Here is a 26,978-nt window from a genome sequence, read left to right on the forward strand (position 1 = left end):
ATCGCGATCTTCCCTCCCCTTTTCATTACGCTTCGGACGGACTTTCGGTTCCACTTTCCGTGTCATCAGCTGGGGCGTAGTGCGCGCGCAGCCGGGCGTACGCCGCCTCGGGCGCGCCGGTGCGGTCCAGGCCCAGCAGGGCGGCGCCCAGCACCGGCGGTGCGGTGACCACCCGCGGCTCGGCCTTCGGAGCGCGCTCCGCCAGCAGTTCGCGGATCCGGTCGTCCAGCAGCGGATGGCGGGCCGCGAGCACCCCGCCGCCCAGCACCACCGGTGTCTCCTCGCCCAGCAGATCGAGGCGGCCGAGGGCGACCGTGGCCATGGTCACCACCTCCTCCGCCTGGCGGTCGACGATCGCCCGCGCGATCTCGTCGCCGGCGTCGGCCACCGCGAAGAGCACCGGCGTCAGCTCATGCCGCCTGGCCCCGTCCAGCCGGCCCAGATGCAGCGCCTCGATCAGCTCGTACATGGTGGTCAGGCCGAACTGCGCGGGCAGGGCGCGGGCCAGCTCGGTCGGCTCGCCGCGGCCGTCCTCCGCGCGGGCCGCCCACCACAGCGCCTCCTCCGACAGATAGCCTCCGCCGCCCCAGTCGCCGGAGATCCGGCCGATGGCGGGGAAGCGGGCCACCCGGCCGCCGTGACCGATCCCGGCGCAGTTGATGCCCGCGCCGCAGACCACGGAGACGCCGGTCGGCTCGCCGTCGTCGGCGACCCCGGCCCGCAGCAGGGCGAAGGTGTCGTTGGCGACCGTGACGGTGGCGCCCCAGCCGCGATCGGCCAGTACGCCCGTCAGCTCCTCCTCCTCGCTGGGCAGATCGGCGTTGGCCAGGCATGCCGAGATATGCCCCGCGCGCGGTGGACCGGATCCGCCCGCCTGCCGCGCCGCCTCCTCCACCAGGGGCGCGAGCGAGCCGACCGCGGCCTCGGCTCCCACGACGGGCGGCCGGAAGCCGCCGCCGCGGGCCGCGCCGAGGACGGAGCCGTCCGGGCCGACGAGCGCGACATCGGTCTTGCTGTTGCCCGCGTCGATCGCCAGGACCGAGCGGTCCGGCTCAGACGCGGAGGAAGCGGAGGAAGGAGACGAAGGGGAAGGAGAGGGGGTCGATACGGACTGGGTCAGGCCCACGCCAGATGCTCCCGGTTGTGCGCGATGAGGTCGTCGGTCAGGTTCTCGGCGTATTCGATCTGGCCGATGAGGGGGTGGGACAGCAGCGCCTGGAAGACCCGCTCCCGGCCGCCCTTCAACGCCGCCTCCAGCGCCAGGTGTTCGTACGCCGTGACATTGGAGACCAGGCCGGCGAACAGGGGCTCGAGGGGGCGCACGGGCAGGGGCTTCGCGCCCTGTGCGTTGACGGCCGCCGGGACCTCGATCACCGCGTCGTCGGGCAGGAAGGGCAGGGTGCCGTCGTTGAGCGTATTGACGATCCGCACCTCACCGGTGTCGCCCAGCAGGGACGAGGTCAGATCGACCGCCGCCTCCGAGTAGAACGCCCCGCCGCGCTTGCCGAGCAGCTCGGGCTTCTCGTCCAGCGTCGGATCGCCGTACATCTCCAGCAGCTCCCGCTCGATCGCCGCGACCTCCGCCGCCCGGGAGGGCTTGCTGCGCAGCTCCCTGACCACCGCGTCGTGCTGGTAGAAGTAGCGCAGATAGTAGGAGGGGACGACGCCGAGCCGGTCCACCAGCGTACGCGGCATCCGCAGATCGTCGGCGATCGTCTCGCCGTGCTCCGCGAGCAGCTTGGGCAGCACATCCTCGCCGTCGGTGCCGCCGATGCGCACCGCGCGCTCCCAGGTGAGGTGGTTCAGGCCCACATGCTCCAGCGTCACCTCGCCGGGGGTCACGCCCAGCAGCTTCGCGAACTTCCGCTGGAAGCCGATGGCGACATTGCACAGGCCGACCGCCCGGTGCCCGGAGGTGAGCAGCGCCCGGGTCACGATCCCGACCGGGTTGGTGAAGTCCACGATCCAGGCGTCGGGGTTGCGGCGGCGCACCCGCTCGGCGATGTCCAGCACCACCGGGACGGTGCGCAGCGCCTTGGCCAGCCCGCCCGCGCCGGTGGTCTCCTGTCCGACACAGCCGCACTCCAGCGGCCAGGTCTCGTCCTGATTCCGCGCGGCCTGACCGCCGACCCGCAGCTGCAGCAGGACCGCGTCCGCGCCGTCCACGCCCGCGTCCAGGTCGTCGGTCCACGAGATGGTGCCCGGGTGACCCTGCTTGGCGAAGATCCTGCGCGCCAGCCCGCCGACCAGCTCCAGCCGGTCGGCGGCCGGGTCGATCAGGACGAGCTCCTCCAGCGGGAGCGCGTCCCGCAACCGGGCGAATCCGTCGATGAGTTCGGGGGTGTAGGTGGATCCGCCCCCCACGACTGCGAGCTTCAACCCTTGACTCCTGTCAGTGTGACGCCTTCGACGAAGGCTTTTTGAGCGAAGAAGAAGACGATGATGACGGGGGCCATGACGAGCAGGGTCGCGGCCATCGTCAGATTCCAGTTGACGCTGTGCGCGCTCTTGAAGCTCTCCAGGCCGTAACTGAGCGTCCAGGCGCCCGGATTCTGCGCGGCGTAGATCTGCGGGCCGAAGTAGTCGTTCCAGCAGTAGAAGAACTGGAAGAGCGCGACGGCCGCGATCCCCGGCTTGGCCATCGGGACCACGATGCGCAGCAGCGTGCCGAGTTCACCGCTGCCGTCGACCTTCGCCGATTCCAGGTACTCCCGGGGAATCGTCAGCAGGAACTGGCGCAGCAGAAAGATGGAGTACGCGTCGCCGAACGCCATCGGAATGATCAGTGGCCACAGCGAACCCGACAGATGAAGCTGCTGGGCCCAGACCAGATACATCGGGATCACGATCACCTGCGGCGGCAGCATCATCGTGGAGATGACCATGATCATGGCGGTGCGGCGACCGCGGAAGCGGAATTTGGCGAGGGCGTAGGCCACCGGAATGGAGGAACAGACCGTGAACAGGGTGCCGAGCCCGGCGTACAACAGCGAATTGCGCCACCAGTCCAGAAAGCCCGGAGTGTTGAAGACATCGGCGTAATTCGACCAGTTCCATTCGGTGGGCCACAGATCGCCGCTCAGCGCCTGGTCGTCGCTCATCACCGAGGTCAGGAAGACGAAGACGAAGGGCAGGATGAAGAAGAGCGCGGCGGCGATGGCGACCGTGTGCACGGCGATCCAGTGCAGGGCGGCGCGGCGGCGGGCGGCGGGGGCGGGGGAGCGGCCGGCGGCGGGCCGCGCGGGCGCGGATGGCGCCGAGAGGGCGGTGGTGGCGGTCATGGCGGATCGGTCCTCTCAGTCCTCGGCTCAGTCCTCGGCCGACAGCAGTCCGGCACGCTTGCGCATCAGCAGCGTCGTCACGGCCATCGCGATCGCGAACAGCACGAGCGAGAGCACGCAGGCGGCTCCGGTGTTGAAGTTCTGGAAGCCGAGCGAGTAGACGAGCTGCGGCACGGTGAGCGTGGAGTGGTCGGGGTAGCCGGGCTGGATGACCGTTCCGGGCCCGACGCTGACCCCGGAGGCGAGCTTTCCGGCGACCAGCGCCTGGGTGTAGTACTGCATGGTCTGGACGACGCCCGTCACGACCGCGAACATCACGATCGGGGTGATCGACGGCCAGGTCACATAGCGGAACTTGTGGAACGCCCCGGCGCCGTCGAGCTCGGCCGCCTCGTACTGCTCCTTGGGCACATCGAGCAGGGCCGCCATGAAGATGACCATGAGATCCCCGATGCCCCACAGGGAGAGCAGCACGAGGGACGGCTTGGCCCAGGTCGGGTCGTTGAACCAGTTCGGCGCGTGGATCCCGATATTCCCGAGGATGTCGTTCACCGGGCCGGTGCCGGGATTGAGCAGAAAGACGAAGGCGACGGTGGCCGCCACCGGAGGGGCGAGATACGGCAGATAGAAGGCGGTGCGGAAGAATCCCACCCCGGACTTGATCCTGGTGACCAGCAGTCCGATGCCCAGGCCGAAGACGACCCGCAGCGCCACCATGACCACGACCAGCCAGAGCGTATTCCACAGCGCCGGTCCGAACAGCGGCATCTGCTCCAGCACATATCGCCAGTTGCGCAGCCCCACGAAGGTCGGGGCCTCGATCTGGTTGTAGTGCATGAAGGAGAAGTAGACGGTGGCGATCAGCGGATAGCCGAAGAAGACGGTGAAGCCGACCAGCCAGGGGGAGAGAAAACCGAGGGTGCGCAGCCGCTCTCGCCGTGCTTTGCGGCGCAGAGCGGGGGCGTTCGTCAAGGTGGCCATATCGCACTCCGTCAGTTCTGTGCCTGGAGATTGTCGGCGTCTATCTCGTCATCGAGTTTCCGTAGCCCCGCGTCCAGATCGTGCACCTTGCCCGCCTCGACGCCGTAGGAGAAGTCCTGCAGCGAGGTGACGTACTGACCGCCGTTGATCGAGGGCGGCAGGGCGGTGCTGTAGCGGTTCTGCGCGATATCGAGGAAGGCCCGGAAGGTGGGATCCGAGTCCAGTTTCGGGGAGGTGAGCGCCGCTTTGGTGGACGGCACATTGTGAATGGCGTTGGCGAAGGCGACCACCTGATCGGTGTTGGCGGTCAGGAACTTCACCAGCTCCCAGGCGGCGTTCTGGTGGGTGCTGCTGTGCGCGATGCCGACCACGGTGCCGGTGAGATAGCCCCGCCCATACGTTTCGGGCCGGTCGTCGGGCACTGGCAGCGGAGCGGTGTCCCACTTGAACTTCGCGCCCTTCATGAAGAGCCCGCGCCATTCGCCGTCCATATGCATGGCGAGCTTTCCGGTGAGAAAGGCGTTCTGGGACGACATCTCATCGCCGAAGGAGGTGCGGAACGTCTCCAGCGGGCCATAGCCGCCCTGGCTCCGGATCAGCTCCCGGGTGGTGGCGTAGAACTCCTTGGCCGCCTTCTCCTTCGCCAGCCGCGCCTTGCCGTCCTTGCCGAAATAGGACGGGCCCCACTGGGCGAAGAGCCGGTCCGGGCTGTTCTGGTAGAGCCGGAAATTGGGCATGAACCCGACCCGCTGATAGCCGCCGCTCTTGGTGCGCTTGGTCAGCTTGACGGCGTCGCGCCGCAGCTCCGACATGGTGCGCGGCGGCCGCTTGATGCCCGCTTCCGCGAAGGCGTCCTTGTTGTAGTACATGCCGTACGCGTCGGCGAGCAGTGGGAGGGCGCACTGGTCGCCCTCGTAGCTCGTGTAATCCAGCAGCGTTTTCGGGAAGACCTTGGCCTTGTCCAGCCCGGTCTTCCTCATGAACGGATTGAGGTCCACCCACATCCCGGACGAGCAGTACTGCCCCACATTGTTGGTGGTGAAGGAAGAGACGACATCGGGGGCGTCGCTTCCGCCGGCCCGCAGCGCCTGGTTCACGGTGGCGTCGGTGACATTCCCGGTCGCCTTCACCTTGATATTGGGGTGGAGCTTCTCGAACCGGGCGATGCCGGCATCGATCGCCTTCACCTCGCTCTTCTCCGACCAGCCGTGCCAGAACTTCAGCGTGACGGGTTTGGTCGGATCGTCCTCGGCGCTGCCGGTGCTGGGATTGGCGCAGCCCGTCAGGAGGAGGGCGCCGGCGCTCAGCACCGACGCGAGAGCGGCCAGTTTTCGTGGCATGGGGGACTTCCTTTACTGCGGTACGGGGGGACGGCAGGGGGAAGCGGCGGTGCGGGCGCCGGATGATGAACGAGGACGTACGGGGAGAGTGGGGCGGTGAATCAGGCGTCGAATCGGGCGGTGTCGAAAACGGTCTGACGGGCATCGGCGACCGCCGTCCGCAGCGCGCCGATGAGAATCGGATCCCCCTCGATCTCACTGATCCGCAACTGCGGGCGGGGCAGTGCGAGACCGGTCATCTCCGCCTCGACCAGCTGACGCAGGCGCTCCCCGCCGGCCTGGGCGACCTCACCCGAAAGGACGACCAGCTCCGGGTCGACCACGGCGACGACGGAGGCCAGCCCGGTGGCCAGCCGGCGGGCCAGCTCGGTCAGCACCTCGTCGCCCGCGCCGGGGGTGCGCAGCGCGGCGGCGAGCGCCTTGGTGGCCGTGGGCGCGTCGATCCCGTGCTCACGGGCCAGCTCCACGACGGCGGGCGAGCCGACCAGCATCTGGAACCCCCCGCCCCCGTCCGGCCGGGCGGCCTCGTCCGGTCCGCCCCGGGCCAGCGGGGCGCCCGGCAGCGGCATATAGCCGATCTCCCCGGCCCCGCCGGTGGCGCCGCGCAGCAGGGTGCCGCCGAGCACGATGGCCGCGCCGACCCCCTCATCGGCCCAGACCAGCGCGAAGTCGTCGAAGTCCTGGGCGGTGCCGTGGTGCTGTTCGGCGATGGCGGCGAGATTGACGTCGTTCTCGATGACGATCGGGGTGTGCAGCACCTCGGCCAGTTCGTCCCGCAGGGTGCGGGACTGCCAGCCGGGCAGATGCGGGGCGTAGCGCAGCTTCCCGGTGCGCGGGTCGAGCGCGCCGGGGGTGCCGATCACGGTGGAGTGCAGATCGTCGCGGCCGAGTCCGGCGGCGGCCAGCGCGCCGTCCACCGCCTCGGCGACCAGCTCTCCGGTCCGGTTGGTCACGCTCTCGTCGGTCGCCGGGGCCGTCACCCGGTGCTCACCGGCCACCTGGCCGGTGATGCTGGCGACGGCGGCGGTGATGCCCTCCTGGTCGACGGCGAGCGCGGCCACATGGGCGGCGGCCGGATCGATCTCGTAAAGCTGCGCGTTGGGCCCCGGCCGTCCGGTGACGTTGCCGGTCGTGCGGACCAGGCCGACGGACTCCAGGCGGGTCAGCAACTGGGAGGCGGTGGGCTTGGACAGCCCGGTCAGCTCCCCGAGCCGGGTCCGGGTGAGCGGCCCGTGTGCGGACAGCAGCTCCAGTGCGGCGCGGTCGTTCATGGCGCGGAGGACGCGGGGAGTCCCGGGCGTGCCGCCCTGCGTGCTGCTGCCGGGTGGTGCGGCCATGTGCTGCCCCCGTCCTCACTCTGTTAAGAAAGTTTCCTATTGATGAACAGCAAGCTAGGGGGCGGACCGGGGTGGCGTCAATGGGTCATGGGTGGGCTTTCCTTGGCGGGTTCTTGGCGAAGAGATGGATCTCGCATGTACCTGGCATGGACAAGTCACCGTAAGAGTGGCCTGCGGTGGGGTGGCTGTGATCGTCGGCCCCCACCGGAATGCGACTACTCGTATCGCAGGGGGTTTGGTGAGATCTTCTTCTTCCCGGAAGCGCGCGGCCCGTTCCAGACAGCGCACGGCCTTGGGGCTGGCGGCGGCGCTGCCGTTGGTGGCCGGTGCGCTGGCACTGGGCATACCCACGGCCCAGGCCGATTCCGCACCACAGGGCCGTGACACCCTGAGCGGCACCAAGCCCACCTGGGCGACGGTGCGTTCGGACCGCGGCGCCACCGATGACGGCAATAAGGTCACCGCCCGCGTCTACCTCGCCGGACGGGACGCCAAGGGGCTGGCCGACTACGCGAAGGCCGTGTCCGACCCCTCCTCGCCGGACTACGGCAGGTATCTCTCGGTCCGGCAGACCCAGGCACGTTTCGGAGCGACACGGCAGCAGAAGGACGCCGTGACCGCCTGGTTGAAGGGCTCCGGGCTCGACGTCACCGGCGGCAACCAGCACTATCTGTCCGTCACCGGCGAAGTCGCCGCCGCCGAGCGGGCGTTCGGCACCCAGCTGCACAACTACACCAAGGACAGCACGGTCTACCGGGCGCCGTCGAACGCGGCCACCGTGCCCGCCTCGCTCCATGGCGCCGTACTGACCGTCGTCGGCCTGGACAACGCGCCCAAGCGGGCCAAGCACGACGAGACCCTCCCGCCCCCCGGACCGGTCTTCATGAACGCCGGGCCGTTCTCCACCTCCTACGGCTCCCGGACCAACCGGAGTCTGCCGTCGGCGTACGGCGCCAAGCAGCCGTACGCGATCAAGGGGTACACCGGCGAGCAGCTGCGCGCCGCCTACGGCGCCAAGAGCCGTAACACCGGTAAGGGCGTCACCGTCGCCATCACCGACGCCTTCGCCTCGCCGACGATCGCCGCGGACGCCGCCAAGTACGCCCAGCGCAACGGCGATGCGGCCTACCGCAAGGGCCAGTTGACGCAGGTGCTGCCGGCCGACTACCGGAACACCGAGGAGTGCGACGCGGGCGGATGGTACGGCGAGGAGACCCTCGACGTCGAGGCGGTACACGCGGTGGCGCCCGCGGCCGACATCGTCTACGTCGGCGGAGCCTCCTGCACCGACGACGATCTGCTCGACTCGCTCGCCAAGGTCGTCGACAACCGGCTGGCCGACATCGTCTCCAACTCCTGGGGCGATGTGGAGGCCAACGAGACGCCGGACGTGGCCGCTGCCTACGACCAGATCTTCCAGCAGGGCGCGGTCGAGGGCATCGGCTTCTACTTCTCCTCCGGTGACAACGGCGACAACGTGGCGTCCACCGGCACCAAGCAGGTCGACACCCCGGCCAACTCGGCGTGGGTGACGGCGGTCGGCGGTACCTCCCTGGCCGTCGGCAAGGGCGACAAGTACCAGTGGGAGACCGGCTGGGGCACCACCAAGGCCAACCTCTCGGCCGACGGCACCAACTGGGACGCGCTGCCCGGCGGGTACACCTCCGGCGCCGGCGGCGGCACCAGCAAGACCGTCGCCCAGCCCTTCTACCAGCGCGGAGTGGTGCCGGACTCGCTCGCCCTGGCCAACGGCGGCACGGCCAAGCAGCGGGTGACCCCGGACGTCGCGGCCGTGGCCGACCCCAACACCGGCTTCCTGGTGGGCCAGACGCAGACCTTCCCGGACGGATCGCTCCAGTACGGCGAGTACCGCATCGGCGGCACCTCGCTGGCCGCGCCCGTGATCGCCGGTGTCCAGGCGCTCGCCCAGCAGGCGCGCGGCGGCCAGCCGATCGGCTTCGCCAACCCGTCGCTGTACGACCGGTACGGCACCGCCTCGTACCACGATGTGACCGACCACCCGCTGGGCGCCGGTGTCTCGCTGGGCGTGGTCCGGGTCGACTACGTCAACAGCCACGACGACTCCGACGGGCTGGTGACCTCGCTGCGCAGCCTCGGCCGGGACAGCTCGCTGCACGCGGTTGTGGGCTACGACGATGTGACCGGCGTGGGCACCCCCGCGGCCGGCTACCTCACCTCGTTCGGCGGACACCACCGCCGCTGAGCCGGGCCTGAGCTCCTTACGGTTCCCATCGGGCTCCCGTCCCTCCCCGGGGCGGGAGCCCTGTCATGTCCGCCGCGCCTACTCCCGCGTCTACTTCTGTGCGGGCGACGCGCTCACTTCTGCGCGGGCGGCGGCACCGTCGCGGAGGGGGTGGCGGACGGAGCGGCGGGGGAGGAGAGCGGGCTGGCCGTCGTGGACTGCGGCGAGTCCGGGTTGGACAACGCCGACGGCGCCGCCGTGGTGGCCGACGGATCGACGCCCTCGGTCTGCAGCTCCGGGTCCAGAGGCCGGCCGACGAGCTGAATGCCCGCCTCGTTCAGCGCCTTCTTGATCCGCCAGCGCAGCTCCCGCTCGACACCGAGCGACTTGCCGGGCATGGTCCGCGCCGACACCCGGACGATCATCGAGTCCAGATAGACCGCCTCGAGCCCCAGGACCTCGATCGGCTCCCACAGCCGCTCGTTCCACGGCTCGTCCTTGGCCATGTCCACACCGACCTGCGTGATCACGGAGCGGACGTTGTCCAGATCCTCCTCGGCCCGGACCTGGACGTCGAGCGCGGCCGTCGCCCAGCCCTGGCTGAGGTTGCCGATCCGCTTGACCTCGCCGTTGCGCACGTACCAGATCTCGCCGTTGTCCCCGCGCAGCTTGGTGACGCGCAGACCGACCTCGATCACCTCGCCCGAGGCCACCCCGGCGTCGACCGTGTCGCCGACCCCGTACTGATCCTCGAGGATCATGAAGACACCGGAGAGGAAGTCGGTGACCAGATTGCGGGCGCCGAAACCGATCGCCACACCCGCGACCCCGGCGCTGGCCAGCAGCGGCGCCAGATTGATCTGCAGCGCGGAGAGGATCATCAGCGCCGCGGTGCCCATGATCATGAACGAGGCGACGGAGCGCAGCACCGAGCCGATCGCCGCGGAACGCTGTCGCCGTCGCTCCACATTGACCAGCAGCCCGCCGAGCGCGGTGCCGTCGACGGCCTGGGCCGTGCGGTTCATGCGCTCTATCAGCTTGGTGATCGCCCGCCGGATGACGGACCGGAGCACGAAGGCGATGATCAGGATCAGGGCTATGCGCAGGCCGGTGCCGAGCCAAGTGGACCAGTTCTCCTCCACCCAGCCCGCGGCGTTCGTGGCGCTCCTATGCGCATCGTCGAGAGTCGTGGGACGAGGCGTCGAGTCTGCGGCCAGAGCAGCAGCGGACCAGAACACAGCAGAAACCCTTCGTATGCGACATGCCCGCACGGATCACCCGCGCGCGCAACCTCTGACACAGTAGCCGGGCGCGAGACGCGCCGTTCCTGTGTTCGAGAGCGCGCGAGCGTGCTCAGGGGGCGCGTATGAGCGGGGCCGGAGGCCGCAATTCCACCTTCTGCCCCGGTCGGGGCCGGGCGGCGGCACCGCTCGGACGGTCCCGTGATTCTTGCCACTCCGCAGTGGTGTCCCCTCGCCCGCGCACGCCGCGCGCGAGGGTGCCGGAAGGCCGTCGGGACGGTGGTCAAGGGGCCGCCGCCCCTACCGCGCGCGGGCGGTATACGCGCGGTACGCGGAAATGCCTCTCAACCGTTAACCCGGTGATAGTGGCGTTCCGGCCAGGGTTCAGGGGAAACTGGGGGAGATCGTCCCGGCGCGAGCCACGCGCCGCCGGCGTACAAGGAGGCCCCTGTGCCGCATGTCCTGGTCCTCAACGCGTCGTACGAGCCCCTCGGCGTCGTACCGCTCCGCCGCGCGCTCGTACTCGTCCTCAATGACAAGGCCATCAGCCTCGAGGACTCAGGCGCCCTGATGCACAGCGCTACCCGCGCGATCCCCGCACCCAGCGTCGTCCGGCTGAAGCGCTTTGTGAGGGTGCCCTTTCGCGGCCCCGTCCCGCTCACCCGCCGCGCGCTGTTCGCCCGCGACGGCGGCCGATGCGCGTATTGCGGTGGCGTCGCAACCAGCGTCGATCACGTCGTCCCGCGCAGCCGTGGCGGGCAGCACACCTGGGAAAACGTGGTCGCCGCGTGCCGTCGCTGCAACCACGTCAAAGCAGACCGCCATGTCGCCGAGATCGGCTGGCGGCTGCGCCATCAACCCGCGCCGCCTTCGGGGCTCGCGTGGCGGATCATCGGCACGGGGCATAGGGACCCGCGCTGGCTGCCATACCTGCAGGCATACGGCGCGGAAGACGCGATGGCCCGGATCGACGGCAGATCTGCCTGAGACCCGGGTCACCATTTTTTTGTGGCTCGGTTCGCTCCTGGCCGGTAGGACCCGGGGCCGGAAGCTCCCGGTGCCCGGCCGGGCACCGGGGAGCCGAAACGGAGAGGGCCCTAGTCCTTCTGGACCGCGTAGGCGGCGACCGACCAGAGGGAGTAGCCGAAGCGGGTGGCGCGCTCGACGCCCTGGACGCGGATGAAACGCGTGTCCGGGGCGTCCATGCCGATCGACTCCCGCCCGCCCTTCCCATGGGCGACCGTCGCCGCGTCGCGCCAGGTGCGGCCGTCCCCGGAGACCTGGACGCGGTAGCGGGAGGCGTAGGCGTCCTGCCAGTTCAGCTCAAGGCGGCCGATCCGGGCCGGGTGGGCCAGCTCCAGTTGGAGCCAGGCGCCGTCCTCGGACCGGGAGGACCAGCGGGTGTCCGCTTTGCCATCGATCGCGGCGGACGCCGGGAGGTCGGCGGTCTCGTCGCCGGACGAGGTCGCCTTCGTGCCCTCCGCACGGGCCAGGTCCGGGCCGTCGGTGCGCGGAAACGCCCTTACGGTCAGCATGCGCTCCTCCGACCCGAAGCGCACCGGGAGGGAGTAGCTGCCCGCCTTGGTGCCCTGGGCCACCGATATCTCCAAGCGGGCGGTCACCGCGCCGCCGCGCGGGGCCGTCACCCCGCCGGGGGCGCGCACGGTGATGCCGTGCGGCGCCTTCACCGTAAGGTCGCCGTTCACATCGCCGGGGCGGTGGGAGACCAACTGGGCCTCGACGACGGCCGCGCCGCCGCCTATCTCCGCATCCGCCGTCTTGTGGGACAGCGTGAGTTCGGCGTCCGGGGTGTCGCCGAACCAGGGGGTGATCTCGTGCACAGCGGGCGGGGTGGTGCCGGTCGGCCAGCTCAGCCGGATCGCGTCCGCCATCAGGTCCTCGTCCCCGTCCGCCGCCCTGACCTGGGTGAAACCGCTGCCCGAGAGCGCACCGAGGCTGCGCCAGCCCTTACCGGGGACATGCGCCTCCACGGTGCCCGGTGAGGCGTCCTGGACCCGGGTGGTGAGCGCGGAGACGGCGGAGAGCGGACGGCTGCGGCCGAAGCGCACGGTGACCGGGCGGCTGGGGGAAGCCACCTCCGTGGCCGCCTTACCGTCGGCCGCCGCGTGGTCGTCCTTGCCGGTCCGCAGCCCCTGCTTCGGGGTCCGGTCCACGCCCGACCAGGCGTCCGCCCGAGTCAGGGCCTTGGCGAGGAAGGGGTCGAGAACGCCCTTGCCGACCGTGACCCTGCTGTCCCCGATCTTCTCGCGCAGCGCCTCCACCGCGAGCCGGGCCTTCCAGGCCGCCGCTCCGTCGCCGCGTGCCTGGGCGGTGAGCATGTCCACGGCCCGTACGCCCGCGTCACCGTAGCGGCCCAGCTGGTCGAGCCAGGGCCGGACATCGTCGCCCAGCGTGCGGGACAGCCGCTCGGGGGCGTCACGCATGGTCCGGAAGGCGTCGCGCAGCCGGTCCCCGGACCGCTCCAGCCGCCCCACGTCCGTACCGGCCAGGGCCGTCCAGAACGCGTCGAAGAGCGGGCGCAGATACGCGGACTCGTCGCCGCCGAGCATCGAGGAGGCGTCGTTCCCGGCGAGCGCGCGCAGGGCGGCGCGGGTCTTGGCGTCCGGGCCCGCGAGGTCGTCGATGGCCGCCTGCCAGGACTCCTGGGGGCGGTAGCCGCGCGGGTTCCAGGCGAAGTCGGCGGCGGTGAACAGCGGGATCCGGGAGGCGGTCGGCTGCTCCATGGCGTTCGCCAGCAGCGCCGCGGACTGGGTGGCCACCGCCGGGTCGCGGCCGGTGTACGGGCCGAGGAAGATCCGGTCCTGCGCCCAGTCGTTGACCGGGTAGTTGTCCATGGTGACCAGGCGGTGGCCGAACGCCGACCGGGCACCGGCCAGCTCACCGCCGGTGATGGTCCTGGGCACCACCCCCACCCCGGTCCAGGCGACGTCCACGCCGTCGTCGAGCGCACCGGCCAGCGCGCGCCGGAACTCGGTGTCGCCGTCCTGGAAGTACTCGGTCGGCATCAGGGACAGCGGGGCCGAGCCGGGGTAGCGGCCGGCCAGATGGCGGGCGAGGGCGTTGGCCACCTTGGCCTGTGCGGTGGCGGCGGCCTCCGGGCCGGAGCCGAAGGTGTCGGCGTCGGCGTCGCAGTGCCACTCGCTGTAGCTGACGTCCTGGAACTGCAGTTGGAAGGAGCGCACCCCGAGCGCCCACATGGCGTCGACCTTACGCAGCAGCGCCTTGAGGTCCTTCGAGGACGAGAAGCACATCTCCTGGCCGGGGGAGACCGCCCAGCCGAGGGTGACGTGGTTGGCCCGGGCGCGCGTGGCCAGCTCGCGGAACTCCTCGCGCCGCTCGGCGGGGTAGGGGTCGCGCCAGCGGGCCTGCCGGTAAGGGTCGTCGCCGGGCGCGTAGAGATAGCGGTTCTGCTTGGTGCGGCCCATGAAGTCGAGCTGGGCCAGCCGGTCGCGGTGCGACCACGGGGAGCCGTAGAAGCCCTCCGTCGTGCCCCTTACGGCCGTCCCGGGCCAGTCGCGGACGGTCACCCCGGCGACGGCGGAGCCCCGGCCCTCCCGCTTCACCAGCAGCTGGCGCAGGGTCTGAACGGCGTGGAAGAGACCGTCGGGGCCGACGCCGGACAGCGCGACCGTGGGTCGCCCCTCCACCGGGCCCGTGGCCAGGAGATAGCCGCCGGACGGGAGGTCGCCGCGCTCGGGCGCGCGCAGGGCGCGCAGCGCGCTGTTCGCGCCCCGGCCGCCCACCTGCACCACCAGTCCGCGCGCCGGGGCCTTGCCGCCGGGCGTGGCTTCGTTGACGGTGCGCACCCCCGCGTCGTGCAGCAGGCCGCGCAGTGCGTCCAGGGCGTACGGATCGGCGTCGCCGTCGGCTATGAGGGTGGCCTCGTCCCCCAGGGCCAGCTCCGCCCCGTGTGCCCGCAGCGACTGAGGGCGCGGCCATACGGGCGGTATGCCGTCGCTGCTGTCGCGCTCCGGTGTGGAGGCGCCCGGGGAGCCGTGGTCCACCGGTGCGGCGGCGGCCGCGGGGGCGCCGCCGAGCAGCCCGCCGATGACCGCGGCAGCCATGGCCGTCGCCCCCGCGGCCCTGGGCCTCTTCCCCCCGAACTGCACGGGCCTCTCCTCGATCCAGATAGCCGGTCCCCGTAGATATGGCGCCGATAGGCGTGAGCCCACCACCAGGCCGGTGAGGGTGTCAACGCGGACGACCGAACTGTCGGCATTGCCGCGCGCGCGAGGCATCGGGCGGACCGGGGCCGGGCGCGGCGCGCCCGGCGCAAGTCTGACGGATGAAGGGCGGTCCTGTTCGTAAACTCTGTGCTCCCGATCCCTTACAGCCGTGAAATTGCCGCCCAGAGGGTATGTGACCTACAGCACGTACGGGGGGCGTTTACGTCTGCGCCCGTCCGGAGTGGGTAGGGCTCGGGATGACCCACTGCCGACAACCCCACGGAGGTCCGTGTGGCCGCGTCAGCTCAGCTTCTGCTTTCCGCCCTGTCCAAACCCGGACCCGAGACGTCCAGTGAACCGGATCCCTTCGACGGGGTCTCCGGCCCCGACTGTGGACTGTGCGGCCTGGACGGCTTCGGGTCCGGAAGCGCCACGGAGGCGCCCCTCACCAGCGAGCCCCCGCTCGCCGACAACGTTCCCCTGACCAGCGAGCCCCCGCTCGCCGCCGAACGTCCCCTGACAAGTGAGCCGACCGCCGCCCTCACCGGCGCGGGCGCGGGCTGCGAGCCGATGGAGTACTGATGGGCAGAGCGCGGCTCGCCGAGCTGCACGGTGTCGCCACCTCCTACGAGCCCGCCCCGGGCCGCACCGTCCAGGTGCCCGAGGACACAGTCGTCGCCGTACTGGCCGCGCTCGGCGTGGACGCCTCGACCCCCGAATCGGTACGCGAAGCGCTGGACCGGCATGAGCGCCGGCAGCGCGACCAGCTGCTGCCCCCCTGCGTGGTGGTGCGCCCCGGCAAGGCGCCACGCCTGAGCCTGCCCGAGGGCACGGCGCTGCGGGTGCGCCCCGAAGACGGCGCACCGCACACGCGGGGGCGGGTGGCCGCGGGGACCCGTAGGGCCGATGGCTCCCTCACGGAGGCCCGCACAGACAGCACTCGTACGGGCGGCGTTCTTACGGGCGGCGCTCATACGGGTGGCGCTCTTACGGAGGGCACCACCGCCGACGGCCTCCTTACCGCGCTCGCCGCGCTGCCGCCCGGTGCCCATACCCTGCTCGCCGAGGCCCCCGACGGCCGCCGCGCCACCGCCCCCCTCATCGTGGCCCCCGACCGGATGCCGTTATCCCCGGTCCGCAGCCACGGCTTTCTGGTGCAGCTCTACTCGCTGCTCTCCGCACGCTCCTGGGGCATGGGCGACCTCGGCGACCTGGCCGATCTGGCCGCCTGGTCGGGGCGGGCCCTCGGCGCCGGCTTCGTCCAGATCAACCCGCTGCACGCCGCCGTGCCCGGCACCCCGGGCGCGCCGACCGACCCCTCGCCCTACCGCCCTTCCTCGCGCCGCTTCCCCGACCCAGTTCATCTGCGGATCGAGGACGTGCCCGAATACGTCCAGCTGCGCGGCCGCGCCCGCGAGCGGGCCGATCAGCTCCTGGAGGCCGCCGCCGCCCTCCGTACGTCCGTCCTGCGCGAGGGCGCCCTGATCGACCGGGACGCCGTCTGGGCCCTCAAGCGCGAGGCGCTGGAGCTGGTGCGGACGGTCCCGCTCAGCCCCGGCCGCCGCGCCGCTTACTGCGACTTCCTCGCCGAGCGCGGACAGGCCCTGGAGGACCACGCCCTGTGGTGCGCGCTCGCCGAGACCCACGGCCATGAATGGCGCACCTGGCCCGGCGGCCTGGCCGATCCGCGCTCGGCGGGCACGGCCCGGGCACGGGCCGAGCATCTGGACCGCACCGACTTCCACTGCTGGCTGGCCTGGCTCACCGACACCCAGTTGGCCGCCGCCCAGCGCGCCGCGCGCGACGCGGGCATGGGCATCGGCCTCGTGCACGATCTGGCGGTCGGAGTCCATCCCTCGGGCGCCGACGCCTGGGCGCTCCAGGACGTCTTCGCCTCCGGCATGTCGATCGGCGCGCCCCCGGACGCCTTCAACTCCCGGGGCCAGGACTGGGGCCTGCCGCCGTGGCGCCCGGACGCGCTCGCCGCCACCGGCTACGCCCCTTACCGCGATCTGCTGCGCGGCCTCTTACGGCACGCGGGCGCGCTCCGCATCGACCATGTGATGGGCCTCTTCCGGCTGTGGTGGGTCCCCGAGGGGCGTGAGCCGACCGAGGGCTGTTACGTCCGCTACGACGCGGAGGCGATGCTCGGCGTGCTCGCCCTGGAGGCGCACCGGGCCGGGACGGTCGTCATAGGGGAGGACCTGGGGACGGTCGAGCCCGGTGTGCGGGAGGAGCTGGAGCGGCGCGGGGTGCTGGGGACGTCGGTGATGTGGTTCGAGCGCCACTACGACAGTGCCGCCGCGGCGGGCGCGGCCCGGCCGCTGTCCCCCGGGGAGTGGCGCGCGGACTGCCTGGCCACCGTGACGACCCACGATCTGCCGAGCACGGCCGCCCGGCTCACCGGCGACCATGTCGAGCTCCGGCACCGGCTGGGCCTGCTGACCCGCCCCCTCGCCGAGGAGCGCGCGGCGGACGCGGTCGAGGTCGCCGAGTGGCTGGCGCTGCTGGGGCGGCTCGGGCTGCTGCCGGAGGGGCCGGGCGACGAGGAGGGTGCGGTCAAGGCGGTCCACCGCTTTCTGCTGCGCACCCCGGCGAGGATGGTGGGCGTATGGCTGCCGGACGCCGTGGGGGACCGCAGACCGCAGAATCTGCCGGGCACCTGGGATCAGTACCCCAACTGGCGGTTGCCGATCGCCGACGCCGAGGGGCGCCCGATGTCCCTGGAGGAGCTGGTCGCCTCGCCCCGGCTGCGGGCGCTGATGGCCGAGGTGGCCCGGCTCGCCCCTCGTGACCCTGCCCCATAGCTGCCCCGGCCTCGCCGTGGCGGCCTCGCCCCTGCCTCGTAGCTGTCCGACTCCGCCCATGGCTGCCTCGGCCCGCCCATAGGTTGGATCTCTGCTTTGCGCAGTCTCCCCAGAACGCCTCTCCTCTGGCAGTCTGTCATGGACACCGCCATAGAGATCCGATCAATGACGACCGGAGAGCTGGAGGGGACCATGGCCCGATCCCTGGGCGGAACGCCCGGCACCCACCGACCACGCGGACGACGGCGCGCGCTGCTCGCGCTCCGCGCCCTCGCCCTGGCCGCCCTCGCGGCCGCCGCCGTCCCTCCCGCTCCCGCGCAGGCCGCTCCCGCGCAGGCCCCCGCGCAGGCCCCCGGGCAGGCCGCGCGAGCCGGATGTCAGGGGCCCGTCACCCCCGCCCCGCAGCAGACCGTCGAGGACTGCGACACCCCCGCCCGCATCATCGACAAGGCCGTCCACACCGTCCCCACCCCCGGACAGCGGGCCTGGCAGAAGCGCGAGATCACCGCCTTCACCCACTTCGGCATGAACACCATGACCGGCCGCCAGTGGGGCTCGGGGGCCGAGGACGAGAAGCTCTTCGACCCGCCCGAGCTCGACATGGACCAGTGGATGCGGGCGTACAAGGCCGCCGGCGCCCAGCAGGTCATGCTCACCGCCAAGCACCACGACGGCTTCGTGCTCTACCCGAGCCGCTACACGGACCACGACGTCGAGGCCAGCCCCTGGTGGACGAACGGCCCCGGCGGCAGGAATCCCGATGGCGATGTGCTGGGCGCGTACGTCAAGGCCGCCCGTAAGGCTGGACTCAAGGTCGGCGTCTACCTCTCGCCCGCGGACGGGGCCGAGCTGCCGCACGGCTGGCACGCCCAGTGGGTCGAGAAGATCCGCGAGAAGCAGCAGAACGGCGAGGAGCTGTCGCTGCCCGAGCGCATGGCCCTGGAGGACGGCGACCGCGCACCCGCCGGCCATGGCCGCTACGGCAACGGCAGCAAGCCCACCGAGCGCACCATCCCCACCCTCGTCCCCGGCGACGACCGGGCGGACAAGGTCGCCTCGGGCGCGCTGCCCACGTTCCGCTTCACCGCCGACGACTACGACGCGTACTACCTCAACCAGATCTACGAGATCCTGACGCAGTACGGCCCCATCGACGAGTTCTGGCTGGACGGCGCCAACCCCTGGGGCGGTGCGGGCGTCACCCAGAACTACAACGTCAGGAACTGGTTCGAGCTGATCCGCGCGCTCTCCCCGGATGCCGTGGTCTTCCAGGGCGCGCAGGGCGTGCGCTGGGTGGGCAACGAGGACGGCATCGCCCGGGAGACCGAATGGTCGGTGACCCCGTCCGCCGTCGACCCGTGGACGGTCGTGGGCGGCGGGCTGCCCAATGACTCCACCGACGCCGACATCGGTTCGCGCGCGAAGCTGACCGCGCCGGGCGTGCGCCATCTGCAGTGGTACCCGGCCGAGGCCGATGTCTCGATCCGCCCCGGCTGGTTCCACGACCCCGCGGAGCGGCCCAAGACCCCCGGCCAGTTGATGTCGCTGTACGAGCGCAGCGTGGGCCGCAACGCCTCGCTGCTGCTCAACGTCCCGCCCGCGAAGAGCGGCCGGATCGACGACACCGACATCGCCTCCCTTACGGCCTTCGGCAAAGCCGTAAGGACGACATACGGCACCGGCGCGCGGCCGGCCACCGGCCATCCGGTGACCTTCGACCGGGTACGGCTCGGCGAGGACATCCGCCGGGGACAGCGGGTGGAGGAGTTCACCGTGCAGGCCCGGGTGGCGGGGACATGGCGGGACATCGCCTCCGGTACGACCATCGGGGCCCGGCGCATCCTTCCGCTGGCCGCGCCCGTCACGGCCGACGGGCTGCGGGTACGGGTCCTCGCCTCCCGCGCCGCGCCACGGCTGCTGCCACCCACCGTCCACCTCAGCGCGGCGGGCCGCGGCTGAGCCGACTTCCGAGGCCGCGGTCATGGCCATCTCAACACGGTGGTAAAGGCCACCCCGGGCACGCGGCGCCGGGGGGCATCGGATAACTTGAGTCCGTGAGCAACAAGGTCAAAAAGAACGCCGTGCGCGCCGGTGCAGTCATCGCCGCGACGACGGCGATGCTGCTGATGTCGTCCCCCGCGTTCGCGCTCACCCGCGACGACGGTGACGACCCGGGTCCGGGCCTGAGCGTCGCCGAGACGCTGGGCCTCTATGTCGCCGCTCCGATCATTCTCTTCCTGGTGATCGCGGGTCTGGTGATGGCGGGAGACAGGAAGTCCCGTAAGCAGACCGACTGAGGCGATCGATCGACGAAGCGCGCACGCCGCTGCGGAGCGCCCCGGCCATCCGGCCGGGGCGCTCTTGTCGTGTAAGGCGGCGTCTCCGGCCCGGGTGGGGCGGGCCGTCTCCGGCCGCGCGCTAGGGTGGCCCGTCTCCGGCCGCCGGTCGGTACCGGGTAGGCCATCCGCGCCGCGCCGCATTCCGCCGCCCCGGATCCCCAAGTGCGACCGTGTCACGCCGAGTTCACCGTGTGCCATCCACAGGCTCCGGGCCGTTTATTTTCGCTTTAACCTACGGTGTCGTAACCTACGGGTCCGTAGGTAAAGCCCGTCGCCCCCGTCCCCTGGAGCGCCACCGTGACACTCGCCCCCACCCATCGCCACGGTCAGGCCGTATGGAGCGATACCCAGCTCCTGTACGCGCTTGAAGAGGTGGTCGAGACCGAGCTCAACCGGCATCTGGCGGTCGCCAAGGAGTGGATGCCGCACGAGTACGTCCCGTGGAGCGACGGCCGGAACTTCGACGGTGTCATGGGCGGTGAGGCATGGGCGCCCGACCAGTCCAAGGTCAGCGACGTCGGCCGGATCGCGCTCGTGGTCAACCTCCTCACCGAGGACAACCTCCCCAGCTACCACCACGAGATCGCGACCCTCTTCGGCCGGGACGGCGCCTGGGGCACCTGGGTGCACCGCTGGACGGCGGAGGAGGGGCGCCACGGCATCGTGATGCGTGACTACCTGCTGACCAGCCGCGCCGTCGACCCGGTGGAGCTGGAGCGGTTCCGCATGGCGCACATGTCCGAGGGCTTCGAGTCGGACAACCAGCACAGCATGCTGCACACCGTGGCGTATGTCGCCTTCCAGGAGCTGGCCACCCGCATTTCGCACCGCAACACCGGCCATCACTCCGGCGACCCGGTCTGCGACCGGATGCTGGCGCGCATCGCCACCGACGAGAACCTGCACATGATCTTCTACCGGAACCTGCTCGGGAAGGCGTTCGAGCTGGCCCCCGACCAGACCATGGGCGCCGTCCGCGATGTGGTGGTCAACTTCCGCATGCCTGGTCATGGGATGCCCGGCTTCGAGCGCGCCGCCGCCCAGATCGCCATTGGCGGTATATACAACCTGCGTATCCACCATGACGATGTCCTGCAGCCCGTGCTGCGCTTCCTGAAGGTCCTGGAGATCGGCGGGCTCGGCCCGGAGGGGCTCAAGGCACAGGAGGAACTGGGGCTCTACATGGGTGGATTGGACGATCAGGCCACCAAGTTCGACGAGCGGCGCGAGGCGCTGCTGGCCCGTCGCAGGGCCCGTGCCGAACGTTCGTGATCACTCTGGCACCATCGGGTGATGGTCGAACATTCATCGCAAGGGACGTCCGGCGCGGCTCACGGTGAAATGCCCGCCATGGCGGACCAGATGGCGGCGGATCAGAAGGCGGATTCAGGAGCGGATCAAGGGCCGGATCCGGCGTTGGATCCGGCGGCCGAGGCGGCCCGGCTGAGGGCCGCCGCGGCCGCCGGAAAACCGGATGCGTACCGGGCCTACGCCGAACTCCTCACCGGCGAGGGCCGCTTGGACGAGGCCCTGCCGTGGTGGGCCAGGGCCGCCGACGCCGGGGACGCGGACGCCTCACGCACGCTCGCGATCTGTCACAAGGACCGCGGCGAGTTCGCCGAGGCCGAGCGGTGGTACCGCACAGCCGCCGATCGCGACGGCGGCTGTGCGTTCGGTCTGGCCCGGCTGCTGCACGAGGCCGGCGACACGGCCGGTGCCGAGACGTGGTACGAGCACGGGGCCGCGCTCGGCAGCGTCGAGTGCACGACCAACGGCGCCGTGCTGCTCGCCGCCCGCGGCGAATGGGACACCGCCCTGGAGCGGCTGGCCGAGGCGTCCGCCCAGGGCGACGACATCGCCACCCGCACCCGCGGGGCCATCCAGAACATGCTGAGCGACCTGGATAGCTGGCGCGAGGCCCTCGCCCGGGCCGAAGCGGAGGGCGACCCCGAGGAGGCGTACGAGGCGCTGCGCGACCTGCTCGACCCGGACCGCAGGGCGATGTTCGCGCGCTACCCCCGGATGGTCGCGGAGGCCGAGGCGCTGTACGCGCGGGCGGCCGCGGTCGGCAGCGCCAAGGCACTGGTGGACCAGGCCCTCTTCATCGCTCGCGACGACAGCCGCTGGGACGAGGCCCGCGCCCTCGTCGAACGCGCCCATGAGCGGGGCTACGACGGCGCGGCGTACGTCCTCGGCGCCTGGGCGGAGGAGAACGGCGAACTGCGCACCGCCGAGGAGTGGTACCGCACGGCCGACGAGGCGGACGGTGGCCACATATGGGCCTGCTTCAACCTCGGCGTGCTGTGCGTACGGCAGCGGCGGCTGGACGAGGCGGAACGATGGCTGCGGGCCACGGGGCTCGACGGTGTCGAGGGTGCCGAAGGCGCCGAGGGTGTGGATGCGGAGGGCAGGGGCCCGTTCGACGAGGGCGAGGAGCGGATCGTCAGCGCGCTGGAGGACATCGCCGCGATCCGCGCCGACCCCGAGCGGATGCCGCCCGCCGAGTGGGAGGAACGCCTGCCCGGGCTGCGGGCCCGCGCCGAGGAGGGCGGCCCGGACGCCTGGTGCGCGTACGCCGACGCGCTCGACCGGCTGTACCGGCTCCCGGAGGCCGCCGAGTGGTACCGCAGGGCGGGCACCCCGCGCGCCCTGCTCGCCCTGGGCCGGATGCTGTACGAAGTGGGCGGCGCCACGGGGCTGCGGATGGTGCCGTTCTACGAGCCCGCGGCGGCGGAAGGCGACGCCGGGGCCGCGTACGACATCGGCCGCATCCACGACGAGGCCGGGGACCGGCGCACCGCCCAGATCTGGTTCCGCCGGGCCGCCGACCTCGGGCACGGGCGGGCCGCGTGGTGGCTCGGCTGGACGTCGGAGGAGCGGGGCGGCGACCCGCAGCACGCCGAGCGCTGGTACGTCCGCGCCGCGCGCAGCGGTCTGGTGCCGCCCGCGTTTCTCGCGGGGCGCAGCATGGTCCGGCGCGGCGCCTATGGCGAGGCCGAGCCGCTGCTCAGGGTGGCATGCGAGGGGAAGCACGAGGAGGCGCCGTACTGGCTCGCGCAGGCCCTGCGGGGGCTGGGGCGGGTGGAGGAGGCGGAGCGGTGGCTCCGGGTGGCCGCCGAGGCGTACCCGGATCTCCTCCGCCAATACGGCCCGATGGCCGGCCTGGCCATGCCCGACCCTAGGTAACCGGTTTGTGGGCAATCGTTCCGCGGGGCGGAACGGGTGGGCACAAACCGGCCAGCGGCCAGTACCCGGCAACGAAACGTTAACCAGAGACGGGGCCAAGCCGGTGCGGCCCAGCTAATCGTTGGCCGGGGCGCGTGGCCGGGTGCGGCCCGGTGGGTGGGTTGTGCCCACCCGTCCCGCCCTGCGGGACGATTGCCCACAACTAGTAGAGCGCATGCCCGCAACTGGGCGGCGCGGTGCGGGGCGCAGGGCCCCGCACCGCGCCGCAACCCGGTCAGCCCGCGTTGGCGTCCGCGGCCTGGGCGCGGAGGGCGCGTTCGATGCCCGCCCGGGACTCCGTCATCAGACGCCTCAGCGCCGCCGTGGGCTCGGCCGACGCGAGCCACGCGTCCGTGGTGTCCAGGGTCTCCTGCGAGACCTGCAGCGCCGGGTAGAGCCCCACCACGATCTGCTGCGCCATCTCATGGCTGCGGCTGTTCCAGGTGTCCTTCGCCGCCGCGAAGTACTTCTCCGTGTACGGCGCCAGCAGCTCCCGCTGATCGGTCTGGACGAAGCCGCCGATCACCGCCTCCTGCACCGCGTTCGGCAGGGTGTCGCTCTCCACGACCGACGCCCACGCCTCCGCCTTGGCCTGCGGCGTCGGCCGCGCGGCCCGCGCCATCGCGGCATAGCGCTCGCCCGCGGAGGTCTTGTCGCGCTCCAGCTCCGCCGCGATGGCCCCCTCGTCCGCCCGCCCGGTGGCGGTGAGCCGCTGCAGCAGCGCCCAGCGCAGCTCGGTGTCGATGGCCAGGCCCTCGATCGTCTCGGTGCCCTCGAGCAGCCCGGCGACCAGGTCGAGCTGCGCGTCCGTACGGGCGGTCGCGGTGAAGGCCCGCGCCCAGGCGAGCTGGTGGTCGCTGCCCGGCGCCGCCGCCCGCAGATGGTCGAGCGTGGCCTCGGTCCACTTGGCCAGGCCCGTCTCGCGCCAGGCCGGGGCGGCGTACAGGTCCAGGGCCAGCTTCACCTGGCGGTGCAGCGACTGGACGACGCCGATGTCCGACTCCTTGGCGATGCCCGAGAGCACCAGCGCCAGGTAGTCGCGGGTGGCCAGCTCGCCGTCGCGGACCATGTCCCAGGCCGAGGCCCAGCACAGCGCGCGCGGCAGGGACTCCGCGAAGTCGCCGAGGTGCTCGGTGACGACGGCCAGCGAGTCCGGATCCAGCCGCACCTTCGCGTAGGTGAGGTCGTCGTCGTTGAGCAGGATCACCGCGGAGCGCTTCGCGCCGATCAGTTGCTCCACCTGGGTCAGCTCACCGTCCACGTCCAGCTCGATGCGCTCGGAGCGGATCAGCTTGCCGGTCGCGTTCAGGTTGTAGAGCCCGATGGCGATGCGGTGCGGCCGCAGAGTCGGCTCGCCCTTGGCGCCCGGCGGCAGCGCCGGGGCCTCCTGCCGCACCGCGAAGGAGGTCACCGTCCCGCTCGCGTCCGTCTCGATCTCCGGCCGCAGCACATTGATGCCCGCCGTCTCCAGCCACTTCTTCGACCAGGTCTTCAGATCGCGCCCGCTGGTCTCCTCCAGCGCGCCGAGCAGATCCGACAGCCGGGTGTTCTTGTAGGCGTGGCGCTTGAAGTACGCCTGGACGCCGCTGAAGAACTCGTCCATCCCGACGTACGAGACCAGCTGCTTGAGCACCGAGGCGCCCTTGGCGTAGGTGATCCCGTCGAAGTTGACCAGGACGTCGTCCAGGTCGTTGATCTCGGCCATGATCGGGTGGGTGGACGGAAGCTGGTCCTGCCGGTAGGCCCACGTCTTCATGGAGTTGGCGAAGGAGGTCCAGGAGCGCGGCCACCTGCTGCCCGGCGCATGGGCCTGGCAGGCGATCGAGGTGTAGGTGGCGAACGACTCGTTCAGCCACAGGTCGTTCCACCACTCCATGGTGACGAGATCGCCGAACCACATATGGGCCAGCTCGTGGAGGATGGTCTCGGCCCGCGCCTCATACGCCGCGTCGGTGACCTTGGAGCGGAAGACGTACTGGTCGCGGATGGTCACCGCGCCCGCGTTCTCCATCGCGCCCGCGTTGAACTCCGGCACGAAGAGCTGGTCGTACTTGGCGAACGGGTACGCGTAGTCGAACTTCTCCTCGAACCACTCGAAGCCCTGCCGCGTCACCTCGAAGATCGCGTCCGAGTCGAGGTACTCCGCGAGCGAGGGACGGCAGTAGATGCCCAGCGGCACCGAGCGGCCGTCCTTCTCGTACGAGCTGTGCACGCTGTGGTACGGGCCCGCGATCAGCGCGGTGACATAGGTCGACAGGCGCGGGGTCGGCTCGAACCGCCAGACGTTGTCCTTCGGCTCCGGCGCCGGCGAGTTCGAGATCACCGTCCAGCCCTCGGGCGCCGTCACGGTGAACTGGAACGTGGCCTTCAGGTCGGGCTGCTCGAAGTTGGCGTACACCCGGCGGGCGTCGGGCACCTCGAACTGGGTGTAGAGGTACGCCTGCTGGTCGACCGGGTCGACAAAGCGATGCAGCCCCTCACCGGTGTTGGTGTACGCGCAGTCCGCGACCACCCGCAGCTCATTGCGCCCGGCCAGCAGCCCCGGCAGGGCGATCCGCGAGTCCTTGAAGACCTGGTTCGGGTCGAGCGCGTCGCCGTTGAGCACCACCTCGTGCACCGTGGGCGCCACCAGGTCGATGAACGACTCCGCGCCCGACTCGGCGGCGTCGAAGCGCACCGTGGTCACGGAGCGGTAGGTACCGCCCTCCTGGGCGCCGCTCAGGTCCAGTTCGATCTCGTACGCGTCCACCGTGAGGAGGCGCGCCCGCTGCTGCGCTTCCTCCCTTGTGAGGTTGGTGCCAGGCACGTCGGCCAACTCCCGTTCGTCATGTGCGGTACGCCATGCGTCAGGCGGATGGCCATCCTCGCACGTCGGCCGGTCGGCGTCGGTAGGCCAAAGGGCGACTGAACGGGGGGAACACCGAGGGGGAGCGGCCGGCCGCTCCCCCTCGGACGAGGCGTGGGCGTCAGCTCAGGTCGGCCGCCACCAGCTCGGCGATCTGCACCGCGTTCAGCGCGGCGCCCTTGCGCAGGTTGTCGTTGGAGAGGAACAGCGCGAGACCGTGCTCGACCGTCTCGTCCACCCGGATCCGGCCCACATAGCTGGGGTCCTGGCCCGCGGCCTGGAGCGGGGTCGGGATCTCCGAGAGCGCCACGCCCGGGGCCGCGGCCAGCAGCTCGGAGGCGCGCTCCACGCTGATCGGACGCTCGAAGCGCGCGTTCACCTGGAGCGAGTGGCCGCTGAAGACCGGCACCCGGACACAGGTGCCGGACACCTTCAGCTCCGGGATCTCCAGGATCTTGCGGCTCTCGTTGCGGAGCTTCTGCTCCTCGTCGGTCTCGAACCGGCCGTCGTCGACGATCTTCCCGGCCAGCGGGAGCACATTGAACGCGATCGGGCGGGCGTACACCTCGGGCGCGGGGAAGTCCACGGCCGCGCCGTCGTGGGTGAGCTCGGCCGCGCGGTCGGCGGTCTTGCGGATCTGGCCGTCGAGCTCGGCGACGCCGGACAGCCCGGAGCCGGAGACGGCCTGGTAGGTGGTGGCCACCAGGGCGGTGAGCCCGGCCTCGGCGTGCAGCGGGCGCAGCACGGGCATGGCGGCCATGGTGGTGCAGTTCGGGTTGGCGATGATGCCCTTGGGGCGGTCCACCGCGGCGTGCGGGTTGACCTCGGCGACGACCAGGGGCACCTGGGGGTCCATCCGCCAGGCCGAGGAGTTGTCGATCACGACGGGGCCCTGTGCGGCGACCTTCTCGGCCAGCGCCCTGGAAGTGGCGCCGCCCGCGGAGAACAGGACGATGTCCAGACCGGAGTAGTCGGCCGTGGCGGCGTCCTCGACGGTGATCTCGGTACCGCGCCACGGGAGCGTACGCCCGGCCGAGCGGGCGGAGGCGAACAGCCGCAGCTGCTCGGCCGGGAAGTCACGCTCGGCGAGCACCCTGCGCATCACTCCGCCGACCTGGCCGGTCGCTCCGACGATTCCGATCCTCATATCAGCCCTTTTCCTTGGTTGTGCCTGTTCGAGGCGCCTACCCTC

Annotated in this window: 18 protein-coding genes; 8 read left to right on the top strand and 10 right to left on the bottom strand. The window is 71.4% G+C overall.

The window, feature by feature from the left end:
* Nucleotides 1-25: 25 nt before the first annotated feature.
* From J5X86_RS08690 to J5X86_RS08715, 6 genes are all read right to left on the bottom strand, one after another.
* Nucleotides 26-1,036, bottom strand: a complete 1,011-nt coding sequence (locus J5X86_RS08690) for an N-acetylglucosamine kinase (protein WP_119994442.1) — start codon at nucleotides 1,034-1,036, stop codon at nucleotides 26-28.
* Between the two features lie 80 nt (nucleotides 1,037-1,116).
* A complete protein-coding gene (locus tag J5X86_RS08695) occupies nucleotides 1,117-2,379 on the bottom strand; it encodes a 6-phospho-beta-glucosidase (RefSeq protein WP_208516198.1) in 1,263 nt (420 codons plus the stop codon).
* Nucleotides 2,376-3,281 carry a carbohydrate ABC transporter permease gene (locus J5X86_RS08700; protein WP_078641455.1) on the bottom strand — a complete coding sequence of 302 codons (906 nt, stop codon included), beginning with the start codon at nucleotides 3,279-3,281 and terminating at the stop codon, nucleotides 2,376-2,378. Before J5X86_RS08700 ends, J5X86_RS08695 begins: the two co-directional genes overlap by 4 nt.
* 27 nt (nucleotides 3,282-3,308) lie before the next feature.
* On the bottom strand, nucleotides 3,309-4,262 hold the full coding sequence (locus J5X86_RS08705; protein ID WP_208516199.1) for a carbohydrate ABC transporter permease: 954 nt from the start codon (nucleotides 4,260-4,262) through the stop codon (nucleotides 3,309-3,311).
* An 11-nt stretch (nucleotides 4,263-4,273) separates the two neighbouring features.
* On the bottom strand, nucleotides 4,274-5,602 hold the full coding sequence (locus tag J5X86_RS08710) for an extracellular solute-binding protein (protein WP_208516200.1): 1,329 nt from the start codon (nucleotides 5,600-5,602) through the stop codon (nucleotides 4,274-4,276).
* Between the two features lie 101 nt (nucleotides 5,603-5,703).
* A complete protein-coding gene (locus tag J5X86_RS08715; protein WP_208516201.1) occupies nucleotides 5,704-6,939 on the bottom strand; it encodes an ROK family transcriptional regulator in 1,236 nt (411 codons plus the stop codon).
* A 238-nt stretch (nucleotides 6,940-7,177) separates the two neighbouring features.
* Here J5X86_RS08715 and J5X86_RS08720 point away from each other — a divergent pair, with 238 nt between their 5' ends.
* A complete protein-coding gene (locus tag J5X86_RS08720; protein ID WP_308124478.1) occupies nucleotides 7,178-9,163 on the top strand; it encodes a S53 family peptidase in 1,986 nt (661 codons plus the stop codon).
* 113 nt (nucleotides 9,164-9,276) lie between these two features.
* Here the strand turns inward: J5X86_RS08720 and J5X86_RS08725 are convergent, their stop codons facing one another.
* The gene (locus tag J5X86_RS08725; RefSeq protein WP_208516202.1) at nucleotides 9,277-10,380 is read right to left on the bottom strand and encodes a mechanosensitive ion channel family protein; all 1,104 of its coding nucleotides are present in this window, start codon (nucleotides 10,378-10,380) and stop codon (nucleotides 9,277-9,279) included.
* Between the two features lie 453 nt (nucleotides 10,381-10,833).
* On the opposite strand from J5X86_RS08725, the gene J5X86_RS08730 reads away from it, so the two are divergent.
* On the top strand, nucleotides 10,834-11,370 hold the full coding sequence (locus tag J5X86_RS08730; protein WP_208516203.1) for an HNH endonuclease: 537 nt from the start codon (nucleotides 10,834-10,836) through the stop codon (nucleotides 11,368-11,370).
* A gap of 110 nt (nucleotides 11,371-11,480) precedes the next feature.
* On the opposite strand, the gene J5X86_RS08735 is transcribed toward J5X86_RS08730, so the two are convergent.
* Complete coding sequence (locus J5X86_RS08735) at nucleotides 11,481-14,468, bottom strand: beta-N-acetylglucosaminidase domain-containing protein (protein WP_208516204.1); 2,988 nt, start codon at nucleotides 14,466-14,468, stop codon at nucleotides 11,481-11,483.
* 393 nt (nucleotides 14,469-14,861) lie between these two features.
* Between J5X86_RS08735 and J5X86_RS08740 the strand changes: the two genes are divergently transcribed.
* From J5X86_RS08740 to J5X86_RS08765, 6 genes are all read left to right on the top strand, one after another.
* The gene (locus tag J5X86_RS08740; RefSeq protein ID WP_208516205.1) at nucleotides 14,862-15,152 is read left to right on the top strand and encodes a hypothetical protein; all 291 of its coding nucleotides are present in this window, start codon (nucleotides 14,862-14,864) and stop codon (nucleotides 15,150-15,152) included.
* On the top strand, nucleotides 15,152-17,377 hold the full coding sequence (gene malQ, locus J5X86_RS08745) for a 4-alpha-glucanotransferase (RefSeq protein WP_208516206.1): 2,226 nt from the start codon (nucleotides 15,152-15,154) through the stop codon (nucleotides 17,375-17,377). The genes J5X86_RS08740 and malQ overlap by 1 nt, the downstream gene beginning before the upstream one ends.
* A 192-nt stretch (nucleotides 17,378-17,569) precedes the next feature.
* Nucleotides 17,570-19,336, top strand: a complete 1,767-nt coding sequence (locus J5X86_RS08750) for an alpha-L-fucosidase (protein WP_243979923.1) — start codon at nucleotides 17,570-17,572, stop codon at nucleotides 19,334-19,336.
* Between the two features lie 95 nt (nucleotides 19,337-19,431).
* The gene (locus J5X86_RS08755; RefSeq protein WP_014060726.1) at nucleotides 19,432-19,674 is read left to right on the top strand and encodes a hypothetical protein; all 243 of its coding nucleotides are present in this window, start codon (nucleotides 19,432-19,434) and stop codon (nucleotides 19,672-19,674) included.
* A gap of 339 nt (nucleotides 19,675-20,013) precedes the next feature.
* Complete coding sequence (locus J5X86_RS08760; RefSeq protein ID WP_208516207.1) at nucleotides 20,014-20,988, top strand: acyl-ACP desaturase; 975 nt, start codon at nucleotides 20,014-20,016, stop codon at nucleotides 20,986-20,988.
* A 78-nt stretch (nucleotides 20,989-21,066) separates the two neighbouring features.
* Nucleotides 21,067-22,902: a tetratricopeptide repeat protein gene (locus J5X86_RS08765; protein WP_243979924.1), complete on the top strand. Its 1,836-nt coding sequence runs from the start codon at nucleotides 21,067-21,069 to the stop codon at nucleotides 22,900-22,902.
* A gap of 274 nt (nucleotides 22,903-23,176) precedes the next feature.
* Here J5X86_RS08765 and pepN read toward each other — a convergent pair whose 3' ends face one another.
* Both pepN and J5X86_RS08775 read right to left on the bottom strand, forming a co-directional pair.
* Nucleotides 23,177-25,747 (bottom strand): aminopeptidase N, encoded by a 2,571-nt coding sequence (gene pepN, locus J5X86_RS08770; protein ID WP_208516209.1) that lies wholly within the window; start codon nucleotides 25,745-25,747, stop codon nucleotides 23,177-23,179.
* A 160-nt stretch (nucleotides 25,748-25,907) separates the two neighbouring features.
* The gene (locus J5X86_RS08775; protein WP_208516210.1) at nucleotides 25,908-26,933 is read right to left on the bottom strand and encodes an aspartate-semialdehyde dehydrogenase; all 1,026 of its coding nucleotides are present in this window, start codon (nucleotides 26,931-26,933) and stop codon (nucleotides 25,908-25,910) included.
* Between the last annotated feature and the right edge of the window lie 45 nt (nucleotides 26,934-26,978).

Source organism: Streptomyces sp. NEAU-YJ-81 (assembly GCF_017592595.1).
GTDB lineage: Bacteria > Actinomycetota > Actinomycetes > Streptomycetales > Streptomycetaceae > Streptomyces > Streptomyces hygroscopicus_B.